The 14562-nt window shown below is 33.2% G+C and carries 12 protein-coding genes and 1 riboswitch; of the genes, 7 read left to right on the forward strand and 5 right to left on the reverse strand.

The window, feature by feature from the left end; genetic code table 11:
• Positions 1-4 precede the first annotated feature (4 nt).
• From ACGLWY_RS00945 to ACGLWY_RS00955, 3 genes are all read right to left on the reverse strand, one after another.
• Positions 5-565 (reverse strand): DUF4252 domain-containing protein, encoded by a 561-nt coding sequence (locus ACGLWY_RS00945; protein WP_396617816.1) that lies wholly within the window; start codon positions 563-565, stop codon positions 5-7.
• Between the two features lie 228 nt (positions 566-793).
• Positions 794-1294 carry a hypothetical protein gene (locus ACGLWY_RS00950; RefSeq protein WP_396617817.1) on the reverse strand — a complete coding sequence of 167 codons (501 nt, stop codon included), beginning with the start codon at positions 1292-1294 and terminating at the stop codon, positions 794-796.
• Positions 1281-1790, reverse strand: coding sequence for an RNA polymerase sigma factor (locus tag ACGLWY_RS00955; RefSeq protein WP_396617818.1), 510 nt, complete (start codon positions 1788-1790; stop codon positions 1281-1283). Before ACGLWY_RS00955 ends, ACGLWY_RS00950 begins: the two co-directional genes overlap by 14 nt.
• 243 nt (positions 1791-2033) lie before the next feature.
• Here ACGLWY_RS00955 and ACGLWY_RS00960 point away from each other — a divergent pair, with 243 nt between their 5' ends.
• From ACGLWY_RS00960 to ACGLWY_RS00970, 3 genes are read left to right on the forward strand one after another with little or no spacing between them, the layout of a single operon-like run.
• A complete protein-coding gene (locus tag ACGLWY_RS00960; RefSeq protein ID WP_396617819.1) occupies positions 2034-3623 on the forward strand; it encodes a S41 family peptidase in 1590 nt (529 codons plus the stop codon).
• Between the two features lie 16 nt (positions 3624-3639).
• On the forward strand, positions 3640-5103 hold the full coding sequence (locus ACGLWY_RS00965) for a S41 family peptidase (protein WP_396617820.1): 1464 nt from the start codon (positions 3640-3642) through the stop codon (positions 5101-5103).
• A gap of 11 nt (positions 5104-5114) precedes the next feature.
• A complete protein-coding gene (locus ACGLWY_RS00970) occupies positions 5115-5834 on the forward strand; it encodes an ATP-binding protein (RefSeq protein WP_396617821.1) in 720 nt (239 codons plus the stop codon).
• Between the two features lie 208 nt (positions 5835-6042).
• Here the strand turns inward: ACGLWY_RS00970 and ACGLWY_RS00975 are convergent, their stop codons facing one another.
• Together ACGLWY_RS00975 and ACGLWY_RS00980 are read right to left on the reverse strand one after the other, a co-directional pair.
• Complete coding sequence (locus tag ACGLWY_RS00975) at positions 6043-7104, reverse strand: DUF5074 domain-containing protein (protein WP_396617822.1); 1062 nt, start codon at positions 7102-7104, stop codon at positions 6043-6045.
• Positions 7105-7107: 3 nt separating this feature from the next.
• Positions 7108-8937, reverse strand: coding sequence for a TonB-dependent receptor plug domain-containing protein (locus ACGLWY_RS00980; RefSeq protein ID WP_396617823.1), 1830 nt, complete (start codon positions 8935-8937; stop codon positions 7108-7110).
• A gap of 29 nt (positions 8938-8966) precedes the next feature.
• Positions 8967-9239, reverse strand: a riboswitch (cobalamin riboswitch).
• A gap of 80 nt (positions 9240-9319) precedes the next feature.
• Here ACGLWY_RS00980 and ACGLWY_RS00985 point away from each other — a divergent pair.
• The 4 genes from ACGLWY_RS00985 to ACGLWY_RS01000 all read left to right on the forward strand — a co-directional run bounded on the left by ACGLWY_RS00985 (position 9320) and on the right by ACGLWY_RS01000 (position 14513).
• Complete coding sequence (locus ACGLWY_RS00985; protein ID WP_396617824.1) at positions 9320-10462, forward strand: ABC transporter substrate-binding protein; 1143 nt, start codon at positions 9320-9322, stop codon at positions 10460-10462.
• Positions 10463-11494 carry a FecCD family ABC transporter permease gene (locus ACGLWY_RS00990; protein ID WP_396617825.1) on the forward strand — a complete coding sequence of 344 codons (1032 nt, stop codon included), beginning with the start codon at positions 10463-10465 and terminating at the stop codon, positions 11492-11494.
• 185 nt (positions 11495-11679) lie between these two features.
• Positions 11680-12474, forward strand: a complete 795-nt coding sequence (locus tag ACGLWY_RS00995) for an ABC transporter ATP-binding protein (RefSeq protein WP_396617826.1) — start codon at positions 11680-11682, stop codon at positions 12472-12474.
• Between the two features lie 314 nt (positions 12475-12788).
• Positions 12789-14513 carry a hypothetical protein gene (locus ACGLWY_RS01000; protein WP_396617827.1) on the forward strand — a complete coding sequence of 575 codons (1725 nt, stop codon included), beginning with the start codon at positions 12789-12791 and terminating at the stop codon, positions 14511-14513.
• The last annotated feature ends 49 nt before the right edge of the window (positions 14514-14562 follow it).

The raw sequence follows: 14562 nt of genomic DNA on the forward strand, positions 1-14562 counted from the left end.
TGGTTTACTTTTTCTTTTTCTCTAAATGATTACCTCCTGGAATATTCATTTTTTCGGTTAACTTAGAAATTTCGTTTAAATCGATATCTCCTGTAAGTGACACAATAACCGTTTCAATACGTCTTTGTTGTCCATTTATCTCAACAGATTCTTTCATTACTTTATTAATCCCATTTACAAAAATCAACAGCTCTTTTACATGGTTTGCGTCTTTACCTTCTTTTACATAAAATTTCACTTCAGCACCATCATCTTTCACTTCCATTAACTCTTCTAAAGAACTGGAACGCGATTTAACCCATTTGCCAATATCTGCAGAAATGGTTTTGCTATCGGTAACAATGGTTTTAAAACTGGTGATGCTTTTTACCATATCCATATAGGCTTTGGCTTCTGGTTCATCAACATTAATACCCATTTTGGCTATCATTTGAAACATTTTGGGTTTAATGGACACATAGGTTACCTCGGAATTATCGCTGTATTTTTCAAAAATATCTTGGGCCATTCCGGTTATTGGCAATAACATAATTGCCATGACTAGTACTATTACTTTCTTTTTCATTTTACTTGTTTTAAATTGATTTTATTTATTTGTTCGTTTTGATTGAGTTCTTTTTGACTTTTTCTATTTCCTAAAACCTGCCTGCCGGCAGGCAGGAATGGCTAAAATTTATCCATACTTCCTTGCTTTTTTTATGCGTAGCGATGTTATGCCTCGCAAAAAGTGTCTCATCTGTATAAATTTCATCTCATTTTCGGTTAAAGACAAAAAGTCAAAATGAGTTCTTGATTAATTCTTAAAAATGATGCTTGTGGCACTTTCTATTTCATTTAAATAACCAAGGGCTTCTGTACCTTCGTTTACTTTATCTAAATAGTTTACAGTTGAAACTCCTTTATTAAAATGAGTTGAAATCATTGCTAACTGTTTGGTGACTTCGTTAAGCGCTTCTTCGGGATCATCGTAAGTACCATAGACATAGTCTTCATAAGATGAAACAACAGGTTCTTTAAAATAAATCCCCAACATAAGAACAGCTACTGCAGCAACAGCAATCCATTTGTAGTTAAATACCTTTTTATTCCGATAATTATCGGGATTTAACGGAAGGGTTTTAGTAAATTGTTCTTGCTTACTCTCTGAAAAATACACGAACATAGGTTTATACATTTCTAAATGTGGCGCAACGGTTTCTTGTGAAAAATAGTTCTTTAACGCTTGCTCTTCTTTAATGGATGTTTCTCCTTTCTCGTACTTTTCTAGTAAATTTTCTATATTATTTAACACCATAATTATGTGTATTAGTTAATTTTTCTCTTATTGTTTTTCTGGCTCTAGACAAGGCTACCCGCACTGCCGTATTGTTCATATCTAACATTTTTGCTATCTCGTCTAGGTCGTATTCTTCTATATCCCGCAATTGAATGACTAATTTTTGTTGTTCGGGCAGGTCTTCAATAATTTTTGATACCCAATGAACGCTATCGTTTAACTCAACTTGTTTTTGTAATGATGCGTTGCCGTCTTCATAATTACTATGTACAATTTTTAAGTTTTGTGCTTGTTTCGATTTTAATTTATCAAAACAATAATTTTTGGTCATTGTCATTGAAAATGCTTCAACATTTTTATAATCTTCAAATTTTGTTTTATTATTCCATAACTTCAACAACACCTCTTGTGTGGCATCTTCTGCTTCCTCGGTAGAAACCAGCAATCGCTTTGCTAAACGAAACACTTTATCCTTAAAAGGCATCACAATATTTAAAAACTCGTTTTGAGTCATTATTTTGGTTTGATTAGTTTAAAAACAACTTAGTTAAGGTTATTTGAGATTACGACGAACGACCATCTATTTTGTTACAAAATATTTATATTTACATAATAATTATAATAATATAAGCTAATTTACAGTTTATAAGACCAAGCTATATAAAAGTTATGAAATCGCCATGATTTGGAAACATAAATACCAATGAAGGTTAAAGCGATACCATATGACCTTTAAAAAATAAATAGATGTATACATATGAAAAGAAACAACACAATCCTTAAACCAAGTCGCATTTTATTCTTATCCTTTTTGGGATTAGCCCTATTTAATTGTAGCAAAAGTGATGAGCCAACAGAAACTCCTGACCCAGTTGTTGTAGAACCAATAACATTAAATAGTGACATAAACGACTTTATTTGGAGAGGTTTGAATGATCTCTATTTATGGAAGGCAAATGTTTCAAATTTGTCTGACACTAAATTTTTCACAACAGCAGAATATACTACCTTCTACAATAATTATGACAATACCGAAAATTTGCCCGAAAACATTATTGATACCTATTTCCCTTTTTTGAATGGCTATAACACACCTGAGAGTTTGTTTGATGATTTATTATACCAAAAAGATATTGTAGATAAATTTAGCTGGATGGTTGATGATTATGTCGCACTAGAAAATTCATTTCAGGGAACGTCATTTAGCAATGGCTTAGATTTTAGGCTAGTGAGGCTTTCTGGCTCTAATGATATTTTTGGATATGTTAGATATGTAGCAAACAATTCTAATGCGTCAACCAAAAATATTAGTAGAGGTGAATTTTTCCTTACTGTTGATGGACAACAATTGACACTTAACAATTATTCCGATTTACTTTTTGGGTCCAATAACACCTACACGCTTGGTATGGCAGATATTTCGAACAACTCAATTGGTTTAAATGGCAAAACCGTACAATTGACCAAAATCGAAAATTTTGCTGAAAACCCTGTTTTAATCAATAAAGTGATTGATGCAAATGGCATTAAAGTCGGTTATCTTATGTATAATCAATTTGCTGCTAATTTTGATGATGAATTAAATGATGCTTTTGCCCAATTAAAAAATGAGGGAATTGATGAATTGGTTTTAGATCTAAGATACAATCCTGGAGGATATGGTTATATTGCCGTTGAATTAGCCAGTATGATTACAGGTCAATTTACTGATGACATATTTTATAAAGAACAGTGGAACGCTAAATACCAAGCCCTTTATGAAGCTAATGCTCCTGAATTTTTAATTAATCGCTTTGTTAATGAACTTACAGACGAGACTCCTATAAATAGTTTAAATTTAAACAAGGTTTATATTTTAACAACTGAAGGTACGGCGTCATCAAGTGAGTTGATTATTAATGGTCTTAATCCATATATTGACGTGGTTCAAATTGGAACCAATACCTATGGAAAATTCAATGGTTCTATAACCCTATATGATTCACCTAATTTCGAAAAAGCAGGTGCCAACCCAAATCACAAATATGCGATGCAACCTATTGTTATAAAATCAACAAACGTAAATGATGTTTCAGATTATTTTAATGGACTTGTTCCCGATTACTTTATAACGTACAACACCTCCTCTGGTATAGCAAAGGGCGAAAATATTTTAAATCTTGGTACCTTAGGTGACGAAAGTGAACCTTTCTTAGCTAAAGCTCTTGAATTAATTACTGGAATAACTACCAAATTTAGTTCAGATAAAATCAGCAAGCCTGGAGTACGTGTAGACAACATTGCTAGTAGTAAAGATTTTATTCCCTTAGGTTCTGGATTAATTGTGGATTTCAAGCCTATCAAATAATTTTATTTAATTAAAAATGAAAAATTACAAAGCCCTAATTCTATTAATAATCGTTTCGTTTTTAACTACGAGTTGTTTTGAAGATAATGACGACAACCAAATTTCAGCAAGTTCAATTAACGATTTTGTTTGGAAAGGGATGAACTCTTGGTACAATTGGCAATCTGAAGTTCCCGACTTATCTGACACAAAAGATGACAACTCGAGTGAATATGCAGCCTTTTTAAATCAAACCAGTAATCCTGAAGCATTTTTTAATGGTTTGATATTTCAGTATGGCATTACCGATAGATTTTCTTGGTTTGTAGAAGATTACATCGAGCAACAACAGGCATTTCAAGGGATCTCCAAATCCCATGGTATTAAATATCAATCTGTTCAATTAAGCAATGGCGATATTATTATCTATGTGAGATATGTTGCCGATAATTCACCTGCAAGTGCTGCTAATATTAAAAGAGGTGACATTATTAATGCTATTAATGGAACGGTATTAAATACATCAAATTTTAATAATGTTGTAAACGGTTTATTTGAAGATACTGTTACACTTTCTTTTGTTTCTGAAAATGGAGGCACTTTAACTTTTTTGGAAGATAAATCCATTACAGCAACCGTCATATCTGAAAACCCTGTTTATTTAAATAAAATTTTCAATGATGTCAATGGTAAAAAAGTTGGCTATTTAGTTTATAATGGATTTAGATCGTCATACAATGATGAATTAAACGCGGTATTTTCTTTTTTCAAAAATGAAGGCATCGATGAATTAATTCTTGATTTAAGATTAAATGGTGGTGGTTCTGTGGCAACATCTGCTTATTTATCCAGTATGATTTATGCGAATGCAGGAATAGAAGAATTTGCTAGTTTGAAATTTAATTCTAAACATACAGAAGAAAACGGCTCTTACTTTTTTGCGAATACATTAGACATTTATGATTCAAATGATAATAAAATAGATACTGAGGCTATTAATAGACTAAATACACTTAATAGATTATATGTTTTAACATCCCATAGCACGGCATCCGCTAGCGAGATGGTTATAAATGGATTGAAACCTTATATGAATGCGGTAAAAATAGTTGGCACAACCACTTACGGTAAAAATGTGGGATCCATTACTTTATATGATGCTCCTACTAAAAATTATACAGATAGAGCCTCTGCCAACCCAAGCCATACCTACGCCATGCAGCCCATCGTTTTCCAAATATTCAATAAAAATGGCGAAAGTGATTACACCCAAGGCTTTGTGCCCGATATTGAAGTAAAAGAACATGAATACTGGAACAACATTTTACCCTTTGGTGATGAGAATGAAGTTGTTTTAAAAGCGGCCCTTGATGATATTAGAGGCATCGTAACTAAAGATTCCAGTCAAAAGAAAATAGGTAGCAAATTTTTAGATTTACCTCTTTTATCTGAAAACAAATTTGAAAAAGACATGTATATCGATCATGCTTTTTTTAATTAAGTGCCTTGTAAATGTCTAAAATCAAAACCTATTTTAATTGGAGTTCCGGAAAAGACTCTGCGCTCGCTCTTTACTATTTGCTACAAGACGACCGTTATGCTGTTGATGAATTAATTACAAGCATAAATAGCCATTACAATCGTGTGTCTATGCACGGGCTTAGAAAGGAACTTTTAATAGCCCAAACAGAAGCCATAAACATCACATCCAATCTTATAGAGTTACCTGAAATGCCTAGCATGGAAATCTACGAGCAAAAAATGATGGAAACGGTATCGCGATTAAAAAATGAAGGCTTTACACATAGTGCTTTTGGCGATATTTTTCTGGAAGATTTAAGAATTTATAGAGAAGAACAATTAGCCAAGCAAAAGTTAAAAGCTGTATTTCCTATTTGGAAACGGGACACTAAAGAGCTTATTAATGAATTTTTAGATTTAGGATTTAAAACCATTGTTGTTTGTGCCAATTCAAAATACTTTAATGAAGACTTTGTTGGAACCGTTATAGACAAAAATTTCATTGACAATTTACCCGAAGGTGTCGATCCTTGTGGCGAAAATGGTGAGTTTCACACTTTTTGTTTTGATGGTCCTATTTTCAAAAAACCCATTCCGTTTACTATAGGCGAAAAAGTATATCGTGAATACGACAACCCAAATACAGAAGACGATTCTATTTGTAAAAATGATAAATATGGGGTTTGGTATTGTGATTTATTATTGCATTAATAATACCTCCTAAAAAAGTACCATCTGGACACAAATATATTTTTATCTTTCGAGATAAAAGTACAGACTAGATATTTAAAAGATAAGCGATTGAGAATAGAATTACCTCTATTCAACAATCGCTTATTTGTTCTTAGTATCCCTTCAATACGGCAGTTAGCTCAAAGTGATATACCGTTTTTTTATTATGAACTCGTATAAAGGAATCTTAATTGAAATATATTTTAGAAGCTCCAACCTTTAATGTTTTAGTAGTATTTAACGATTTCGTTGATAAATCGTAAATAAGTATCTCGCCAGTTCCTGCACTAAAATCAGTTTTTACACCGTAAAATGTATTGTTGTTAACTGCCATTCCATAAAACGAATCACTAATAATGCTTTCTGTTGGCAAACTAGTTGCACTATCGGTCATACTATATATTTTGCTAGACACTTGGTAATACAATTTACCATCACTATACGCCATTAAACTTGGATGTAAACCTTCGGCAAAACTTAAGGTTGAAATAATAGAATTGTTAGATGTGTTAATCTTAGTTATAGCACCTGCGGTTTCAACTGCTGGAGTTAACCAATATTGATTAGCACCTTCGCTCAAAACAATTAAATCTCCTGTTTCATTTAATATCATTTCGTCTGGAACATCATTAACTACAATGGTTTGAACATCATTTGTTGCTGTATCAATTACCGAAATAATATTATTTGTTGACCATCCACCTTTATGAGAAATGAACAATTTACCGTCTTTAGCTAAAATTTGCTCTGGTCCTTCGCCTACAAAAATAGAGCTTTCTACGGTATTTGTAGATAAATCAATAACCGCAATAACATCATCAGTAGCATTACTTCCGTCTCCCCAATCTGTTACATAACCTTTTCCATTAGCAAAAGCCATGTATCTAGGATTAACTAAGCCTGCATCAATGGTTGCAATTGATGTAAATGTATAACGATCTACCAGTTCAATTTTTTGAGACACGCCAACAACAATATAAGCCAAATCATCTAAAAATGCGATGCTCTGTGCTGTATCTCCTAATAATTTTGAATTTACATTATAAAAAACAGAATTTTCTACAGTTGAGTAATCATTAGACACATAAGAAACCGAAGCATTTCCTTGGTTAAAATTGCCTTCATTCATAATTAATATCCCATTGTCATAATCACCCTTAATTTCATCTACAGGATCGTTATCGCTAGTACAAGATGTAAAAATAAGGCCTATTGCTAAGGCAAATAAAGTAAGTTTGTTAATTTTCATAATTTAAAATTTTATAATTGTTTGTATTTGATAATTTCTGTTCGGCATGGGGCGTAATGCCACATTTTCGTAATAAGTGTTGTATAGATTATTTACTTTAAAATTAATTTCATAATTAATGATTCCTCTTTGATTTAAAGTATAACCAAAGCTCACATTACCCATATTGTAACCTTTTAGCATACTGCCTATAATAAATACTTCGCCATTAAACATATGTTGATAATACATATTGATTTTTTTATAACCGTAAGCTAAAGACACATTTCCCTTATGGAACGGCACGTAAATAAGCTGTTTTTTAGTCTCTATATTTTCTGAAACCGTATATGAATAATGTGCATTTACATTAAAATGATGCGCTTTTACTTTATATTGAGATTCCAATTCTAATTCCACACCATAACTTTGAGTTTCGGCAATATTTACAGGACTCCAAAACCCATTTATATCTGGTTTCCATTGAATTAAATCTTCGGTACTTATATAATAGCCATTCAGTTTAAAATTGAAATGTTTAAAATTGAATTGCTGTCCAAAATCCACTTGATACGACGATTCTGGAACTAAATCCAAATTGCCTCCAGGTTGCCAATACAAATCGTTAAACGTTGGAATACGGTAGTTTTTAGAACCGTTTATTTGAATTTTATAATGTTCAAACAAATCAAAACCAGCATCGACCGAAAACACAAGGGGGCTCTCAAATCCCGATGTAAAATCTTTTCTAAGGTTAATGCCATAACTAATTAAGTTATTAGGTTTATGATTAAGTAATGCAATAGCAGAAAATGCATTTCTTTCCGGTTCTTTAAAACTACTACCCTTGCCTTGTAAATTGGTATATTCTAAAATGGTTCCAAATTGAATTTTATCATTAATACGCACATTAAAATTATGATTAAGTAATAGTGTATTTACTTTTCCGAAGCTGTAACTTTCTTTATCTTTATTTTCAAAATATTTAAACAACTCGTGCAAATGAGCCACTTTGAATTTTGAACTAGTTTTTCCCGAAACTCGCGACCAATCTAACATGGTTCGATAGTTTTCATCTTCATATTTACTACGTGCAGGTGCAACTAGAGTTCCCGAAAAATCCCTCTGACCTTGATAATTTTGATGATATAATTTCAATACATCCTTCTCTGAAACAAAAAAGCCGAGGTTAATATTAAAATTCATATTTTCAAAAGAACCATTTTCATTAACCTTATTAGTTCCCAAGTATTTATAATCATTTTTGGAACTTGTATAAAATGACCCTAGATTTATTGAAAATTTATCAGTTCCATACGATGAATTAAATCCTACTTGCTCGGTATTAAAACTACCATAAGAACCCTGTATATTATTTTCGAAATGATTATTAAAAGCCAGCTTATTGTTTAAATGAATACTCCCTCCAATAGCACCACTTCCATATTGAACACTCCCACCACCACTTCTAATGGCTATCGAATTAAAGTTATTTGTGTTTATGGTATTAAAATCGGTCTGACCATTGAGTTGGGAATTAATATTAATACCATTCCATACTACGGCGGTTTGTGATGCATTTGTGCCTCGAAAAGAAGGTGAAGACACCATCCCATAACCATTCTCTTTAAAATATAAGTTACTGTTAAAAGCTAATAATCCTGTTAAAGATTTTGAATTATGCTGCAAGACCGAATCGTTTAAAACTTCTACCTTTATACCTGAAGCATAGTTAATTAACTTCGTATCACTTATCACGACTTCATCCAATTGCTGGATAGAATCCGTCATAGTTTGAGCTGAACTGCTAAAACAGGCTACAAAAAGCAAGACAAAAACTGGTATATGTTTCATAAATCTTTATGATTCTTCTCCCGAGAATCGAATTAGATGATGAATAAGGCAGGTCTCCTGACTTGCGTCTTAGTAGTTGTCTTCCCAGAAAATTATCCAGTGACTTGAAGTGCACTACTAAGCATCCTAAAAAAGGACTAAGCTTACAGTTGCGGGAACAGCTCAGGAATTGTTGAATTACGATTGACGAATTACGATTTCAACAATCGTAAATCTTAAATCTAAATTCGTAAATCAACGCACCTGATTCCCTTTTAATTTATCCACATGGAGTGAATAAAACCAAATTCCATTGCAAAAGTAAACATTTTGTATAATGATTTATTCAAAAGATTAAATAATCTTACTTTTGACTTTTGAAAAAAGTAAAAAACACCGACTCTTGAAAAAAAACATCTTGTTCCTTTTGTTTATATGCTTCATAGCATGTAAAAACGACCCCAACAAACAACTTACCGAAGTTCTTGAAGGCGAATCATTAGTATTGAAATATGCCAAAGGATTTTCGGTTGTAGATTATGGCACTTATAAAATTTTAGAAATAAAAAATCCGTGGCCAAAAGCTGAAAAAACCTATCGGTTTGCTTTAGTTCAGAAAGAAGCGCTACCAAAAATCACATTAAATAGTGACGAATTTGAAGGTATTATTACGATTCCCATTAAAAAACTGGTCGTAACATCAACCACACACATTCCTTCCTTAGAATTATTGAACGTGGAGCAAACATTGGTTGGCTTCCCAGGAATCGATTATATTTCTTCTGAAAAAACCCGAAATAGAATTGAAAACGGCCTGGTTCGGGAATTAGGCAAAAACGAAGGCATTAATACCGAAGTGTTGCTAGAACTAAAACCAGATGTTGTTGTTGGTTTTGGTATTGATGGCAACAACCGGACTTTCGAAACCATTAAAAAATCGGGGATCCCTGTAATTTTTAATGGCGATTGGGTTGAAGAATCACCACTTGCAAAAGCCGAATGGATGAAGTTTTTTGGAGTATTATTCAATAAAGAAAAAGAAGCCGATGCAATTTTCAATACCATTGAACAAAATTATTTAGAAGCTAAAAAATTGGCTGAAAACTCTAAAAACCGACCTACTATTTTAAGTGGCGCCATGCATAATGACATTTGGTATTTGCCCAATGGCACCAGTACCGAAGCCCAACTTTTAAAGGATGCCAACACCAATTATTTGTGGAGCGACTCCAAAGGTACTGGCAGTTTATCACTTAATTTTGAAACCGTTTATTCCAAGGCCAAAGATGCTGATATTTGGTTAAGTCCGTCAAACTACGTAAGCAAGGAAGCGCTTAAAAACGGAAATTCGCATCATACCATGTTTAAAGCATTTCAAAATAACACTATCTATTCATCTATAAGTACCACAGGAAAATCTGGCGGTATTTTGTATTTTGAACTAGGCACTACCCGACCCGATTTGATTTTAAAAGATCTTATTAAAATTTGCCATCCAGAACTCTTAAAAAATCATGACCTTTACTTTTTTAAACATTTAGATTAATTGCCGAATTCAAAAACATATAAGCTGTCATTTTTGGTATTATTTATGATACTGATGCTCTGTTTTTTAACAAACATAAGTTTGGGATCTGTTTATATTCCACTTAAAGATGTTTTCAATAGTCTTATAGGTAGTAGCACCGAACAGGAAACGTGGCAACATATTATTCAAAATTATAGATTACCAAAAGCGCTAACTGCCATTTTAGTCGGTTCTGGATTGGGCATTTCAGGTTTATTAATGCAAACCTTATTTAGAAACCCATTAGCAGGTCCTTTTGTGTTGGGTATAAGTTCAGGAGCCAGTTTAGGAGTCGCATTAGTCATTCTGGGTTCATCGGTTTTCGGCGGTATTTTCATGACGTTTTTAATTTCAAAATGGAGCATTGTTATTGCTGCCAGTTTGGGTAGTTTTTTGGTGTTGCTAGCGGTTTTAATGGTATCGTTAAAAGTACGAGACACCATGGCAATACTCATTATTGGGTTGATGTTTGCAAGCATTACGGCAGCCATTGTAAGCGTGCTTTCGTACTTTGGATCCGCACAACAACTACAACAATATATTTTCTGGGGCTTTGGTAGCTTAGGAAATTTATCTTGGGATGAATTAATGATCTTTTTTATCATTTACTGCCTGGGCCTTATAATAAGTTTAGCCTCGGTAAAATCGTTAAACACCATGCTTTTAGGTGAAAATTACGCCAAAAGTTTAGGTTTGAACATTAAAAGAAGTCGGTTTGTAATTATTATTGCAACCAGTTTATTGGCAGGAACCATTACGGCTTTTACGGGACCCATAGCATTTATAGGTTTAGCCATTCCGCATTTAACACGTCAAGTTTTCAATACATCCAATCATAAAATATTATTACCAGCCGTTTTTTTATTTGGTGCCATCGTCATGCTTATTTGCGATAGTATTGCGCAAGTACCCAATAGCGATTATACCTTACCAATTAATGCCATTACATCTTTAGTAGGTGCGCCGGTTGTTATTTGGTTGTTGGTTAGGAAGCGGAAAATGGTTTTTTGAGAGGAGACAGAAGACGGAAGACGAAAGACAGATGGCTTTTTAGAATTGTTGGATGAATTAGATTGTTAGATCGTTAGACCTGTTAGATTTTTAGACTTGTTAGACTCTTTTTAAACTCTGTAACTTTGAAACTTTGAAACTTTGAAACTCTGAAACTTTATAACTTTATAACCTCAATCAAATCAATGACAAAAGATAACCAACATATCATTTTAGAAACCAAAGACCTATCTATTGGGTATATTTCTAAAAAGGAACGCATTGTTGTGGCTTCAAATATTAATATTGAATTACATAAAGGTGCATTGGTTGGTTTAGTTGGTGGTAACGGCATTGGAAAATCGACGCTTTTAAGAACCCTTACGAATGTTCAAAATGCATTAGACGGTGACATTTTCATCAACGGAAAAAGCATAAAACAATTTCCTGCGCTTGATTTAGCTAAAGTGATGAGTCTGGTTTTAACCGAGCAAATGATGTCAAAAAACCTCTCGGTTTTCGAGCTGGTTGCATTGGGAAGACAACCTTATACCAATTGGGTTGGCAATCTATCTGAAAATGATATTTCCATTGTCAACACAGCTATAACCCAAACCAACATATCAGATTTAAAACATAAAAGGTGTTTCGAATTAAGTGATGGCCAATTACAGAAAGTGATGATTGCACGCGCTTTAGCACAAGATACCGATTTGATGATTTTAGATGAACCTACCACGCATCTGGATATGTATCATAAAGCCTATATTTTAAAACTACTTCAAAGATTAGCTAAAGAAACAGGAAAAACCATTTTGTTTTCATCACACGAAATAGATTTGTCCATTCAACTTTGCGATACACTCATTGTCATGTCTCCAAACCAAGTGGTGTCCGATACACCTTGTAATTTAATTTCAAAAGGTGTTTTCGATGCTTTATTTCCTAAAGATTTAATCGCCTTTGATGAGAAAACAGGAAGTTTTCGAGTAAAAAAATAATATTTCTTTATAGATTTCTTAAAATTTATTATATTTACATATACCTTATCTCCTGATAAACAACACAGTACAGTAATTTTAAATCTACTTATAAAACTGGTTGTAAAATGCGCTATCCCGAGGCAGTGCCACGAGGAATTCTATAGATTAAACACTATTGGTCTTTACTAACATTATTTCGAACATCATGAAATCACCATGATTTGGAAACCCAATTGATAATCATCGAACACCAATGAAAATAAAGCGATTGTTTCGCCTGTTCGCTATCGCTCGTGTCCATATGACCATTAAAAAACAATAAATATTTGCATATGAAAACTAAATTAACCGTTTTATTTACTACTATTATTCTGCTAGCAACCATTTCATATAAAATAGGAAATGTAGATACTTTTGACTATTCTAAAAAAATTGGCCGTAATTCGATAAGTTGCACTCCCGCTAAATTTTTATTAGATAATATAGACACAACAAAACAGATTGCCCCTTTGTTTGAGAACCTTGGTAACCACACCTATAAAGTGAGTACAAAAAACGAATTAGCGCAACGCTTCTTTAATCAAGGACTGCGGCTTACTTACGGTTTCAATCATGCCGAAGCACATCGATCATTTATGGAAGTATCACGATTAGACCCTACATGTGCCATGGCTTATTGGGGGCAAGCATATGTTTTAGGACCCAATATCAATGATCCCTTACCCGATGATGAACGCAAGAATAAATATAATGAGGCTATTGAAAAAGCGATGGAACTGGCCAATGAAGCAACTCCAAAAGAACAAGCACTCATTGAGGCATTGACACATAGATATTCTAAAGATTTATCGAAAGATATTTCTGTTTTAAATATGGCTTATGTGGAAGCTATGACTAAAGTAGCAGCTAAATACCCGGAAGACGCTGACATTCTAACGTTATACGCTGCTTCGGTTATGAATACCGTACCTTGGAATTATTGGGACAAAAAAGGGAATCCATCACCAAATATTAAAGAAGCAAAAGCCGCTCTTGAAAAAGCCATGCAATTAAACCCTGATAATCCCGGTGCAAATCACTATTACATACATATGGTAGAACTTCCATATCCAGAACTAGGTGTTCCTAGCGCCGAAAGATTGGGGGCTTTAATGCCTTCTGCTGGACATATGGTTCATATGCCATCCCATATTTATATTAGGGTAGGTAGATATAAAGATGCCGTAAAAGTAAATCAACAAGCCATTTTAGCTGATGAAGATTATATTTCCCAATGTTTTTCCCAAGGCATGTATCCATTAGCTTATTATCCCCATAACATACATTTTCTTTGGTCGGCATCTAGCCTTTTAGGAAACAGTGAAATAGCTATTGATGCTGCAAAAAAAACAGCAGAGAAAGTCCCTGTAGGAGAAATGAAAGACCTTCATTTTTTACAAAATTTTGCTTCGACTCCGCTTCTAGCTTACACACGATTTGGAAAATGGAATGATATTCTTTCCTATCCAAAACCAAATGATAACATTAAGCATTTAAAACTTATTTGGCATTACGCTAGAGGTATTGCATTTATCAGAAAAAACAATATTAAAGAAGCTAAAGAAGAACTGGATGCTATTAATGAAATGATTAAAGATCCTGAAATGGAAACCATAATAGCGACAGGATTTGATTCTGGAACAACCATTGCAAAATTAGCCTATGAGGTTGTTTCTGGAGAATTAGCTGGATTGGAAGGTAACTATACCTCAGCCATTGAACACTTAAGAAAAGCTGTTGCTTTAGAAGATGGGTTAATCTATAACGAACCTGCTGCATGGCATATCCCTACGAGACAAAACTTGGGAGCCATACTTATGAAAGCTGAAAAATATGAAGAAGCTGAAAAAATATATAATGAAGATTTACTTACACTCAGACAAAACGGATGGTCTTTAACGGGATTATATCAAAGTCTTAAAGCACAAGGCAAAATGACAGAAGCAAAAAAAATAAAACAAGAATTTAATCAAGCTTGGAGTGATGCCGATATAAAAATTGACTCATCCATCTTATAAAAATAATTTAAAGTTCCTGATATCTGATTACGAACTCATCTTGACTTTT

It is taken from the genome of Mariniflexile sp. HMF6888 (assembly GCF_044335535.1).
In the GTDB taxonomy this organism is placed as follows: domain Bacteria; phylum Bacteroidota; class Bacteroidia; order Flavobacteriales; family Flavobacteriaceae; genus Mariniflexile.

Excerpts from the sequence above, each read along its gene's own strand:
- ACGLWY_RS00945 (WP_396617816.1), bottom strand. The coding sequence starts at position 565 with ATGAAAAAGAAAGTAATAGTACTAGTCATGGCAATTATGTTATTGCCA.
- ACGLWY_RS00950 (WP_396617817.1), bottom strand. The coding sequence starts at position 1,294 with ATGGTGTTAAATAATATAGAAAATTTACTAGAAAAGTACGAGAAAGGA.
- ACGLWY_RS00955 (WP_396617818.1), bottom strand. The coding sequence starts at position 1,790 with ATGACTCAAAACGAGTTTTTAAATATTGTGATGCCTTTTAAGGATAAA.
- ACGLWY_RS00960 (WP_396617819.1), top strand. The coding sequence starts at position 2,034 with ATGAAAAGAAACAACACAATCCTTAAACCAAGTCGCATTTTATTCTTA.
- ACGLWY_RS00965 (WP_396617820.1), top strand. The coding sequence starts at position 3,640 with ATGAAAAATTACAAAGCCCTAATTCTATTAATAATCGTTTCGTTTTTA.
- ACGLWY_RS00970 (WP_396617821.1), top strand. The coding sequence starts at position 5,115 with ATGTCTAAAATCAAAACCTATTTTAATTGGAGTTCCGGAAAAGACTCT.
- ACGLWY_RS00975 (WP_396617822.1), bottom strand. The coding sequence starts at position 7,104 with ATGAAAATTAACAAACTTACTTTATTTGCCTTAGCAATAGGCCTTATT.
- ACGLWY_RS00980 (WP_396617823.1), bottom strand. The coding sequence starts at position 8,937 with ATGAAACATATACCAGTTTTTGTCTTGCTTTTTGTAGCCTGTTTTAGC.
- ACGLWY_RS00995 (WP_396617826.1), top strand. The coding sequence starts at position 11,680 with ATGACAAAAGATAACCAACATATCATTTTAGAAACCAAAGACCTATCT.
- ACGLWY_RS01000 (WP_396617827.1), top strand. The coding sequence starts at position 12,789 with ATGAAAACTAAATTAACCGTTTTATTTACTACTATTATTCTGCTAGCA.